Annotated in this window: 1 protein-coding gene; it reads right to left on the bottom strand. The window is 64.9% G+C overall.

The genetic code is table 11. The features are described 5' to 3' along the window. On the bottom strand, positions 1–1,821 hold a 1,821-nt coding region (gene dnaE, locus JHE00_RS34515; protein WP_200326402.1), incomplete at both ends, for a DNA polymerase III subunit alpha.

Genomic DNA, 1,821 nt, shown 5'->3' with positions numbered 1-1,821 from the left:
ACATCCGGCGGCAACACCTTGATCCCCAACCGCCGACACTCCGACAAATACACCGCCGACTTGTCCTTGTTGTCCCCCACCGACGTCAACAACGCCGCCATGTACTCAGCCGGATAATTCGCCTTCAAGAACGCGGTCCAGTACGCGATCAGGCCGTAGGCGGCCGCGTGCGACTTGTTGAACGCGTAGCCGGCGAAGGGAAGAATCGTGTCCCACAGCGCCTGGATGGCCTCGTCGGAGAATCCGCCGGAGACGACGTCGCTGTCTTTCATGCCCGCGTGGAAACCCTCGAACTCCTTCTCGAGGACCTCCACCTTCTTCTTACCCATCGCGCGGCGGAGCACGTCCGCTCGACCCATCGAGTACCCGGCCACCTTCTGGGCGATCTGCATGATCTGCTCCTGATAGACGATCAGGCCGTAGGTCTCGGCCAGGATCTCCTTCAGGGGCGTTTCCAGCTGCGGGTGAATGGGTTTGATCTGCTGCCGGTTGTTCTTGCGGTCGGCGTAGTCGTTGTGGGCGTTCATGCCCATCGGACCGGGCCGGTACAGCGCGAGCACGGCGACGATGTCCTCGAAGCCCGTCGGCTGCATCCTGCGCAGGAGGTCGCGCATGGCGCCACCGTCGAGCTGGAACACGCCGAGCGTGTCGCCCCGGCCCAGCAGCTTGTAGGCCTCCTGGTCGTCGAGACCCAGCCGGTCGAGGTCGATCTCCTCGCCGCGGTTGGCCTTGATGTTGGCCAGCGCGTCGCCGATGACGGTGAGGTTGCGCAGGCCGAGGAAGTCCATCTTCAGCAGGCCGATGGCCTCGCACGACGGGTAGTCCCAGCCGGTGATGATCGAGCCGTCGTCGCGCTGCCACAGCGGGATGGCGTTGGTCAGCGGCTCGCTGGACATGATGACCGCACAGGCGTGCACGCCAGCGTTGCGGATCAGGCCCTCGAGCCCGCGGGCGGTGTTGAAGATCGTCGAGACCTCGTCGTCGGTCTCGACCAGGCTCCGCACCTCGGCGGCTTCGCCGTAGCGGTCGTGCTGCGGGTCGACGATGCCGGACAGCGGGATGTCCTTGGCCATGATCGGCGGCGGCAGCGCCTTGGAGATGCGGTCCGCGATCGAGTAGCCGGGCTGGCCGTAGTGCACCCGGGCCGAGTCCTTGATCGCGGCCTTGGTCTTAATGGTGCCGAAGGTGATCACCTGGGCGACCTTGTCGGCGCCGTACTTCTCCGTGGCGTAGCGGATCATCTCGCCACGACGGCGGTCGTCGAAGTCGATGTCGATATCGGGCATCGACATGCGCTCGGGGTTGAGGAACCGCTCGAACAGCAACTTCTGCGGGATCGGGTCCAGGTTGGTGATACCGAGCGCGTAGGCCACCAGCGCACCCGCGGCGGACCCCCGGCCGGGACCCACCAGAATGCCGACGTCACGGGCGTGCTCGATCAGGTCGGCGACGATCAGGAAGTAGGCGGGGAAACCCTTCTGCTCGATGACGTCGAGCTCGAACCGGGCCCGTTCCTCGTAGCCGTCCGGGATTCCCTCGGGGAAGCGCCAGTGCAGGCCCTCCTGGACCTTGTGCCGCAGCCATGTCGCCTGGTCGTGCTCCTCGGGAACGGTGAAGACCGGCATCCGGTCCTTGTGGGAGTAGACGTCGTCGTAGGACTCGACCCGCTCGGCGATCAGCAGCGTGCTGTCCGCGGCACCGGGAACCTCTTTGTCCCAGTACTCCCGCATCTCCTCCGACGACTTCAGATAATAGCCGTCACCATCGAACTTGAACCGGTTCGGATCATTCAGCGTCTTACCCGACTGCACACACAACAAC

Origin of the sequence: Prauserella cavernicola (assembly GCF_016595675.1) — a bacterium.
Lineage (GTDB): Bacteria > Actinomycetota > Actinomycetes > Mycobacteriales > Pseudonocardiaceae > Prauserella_A > Prauserella_A cavernicola.
Note: the sequence above shows the minus strand (reverse complement) of the source record. Positions and strands in the feature narration are given on the sequence as shown.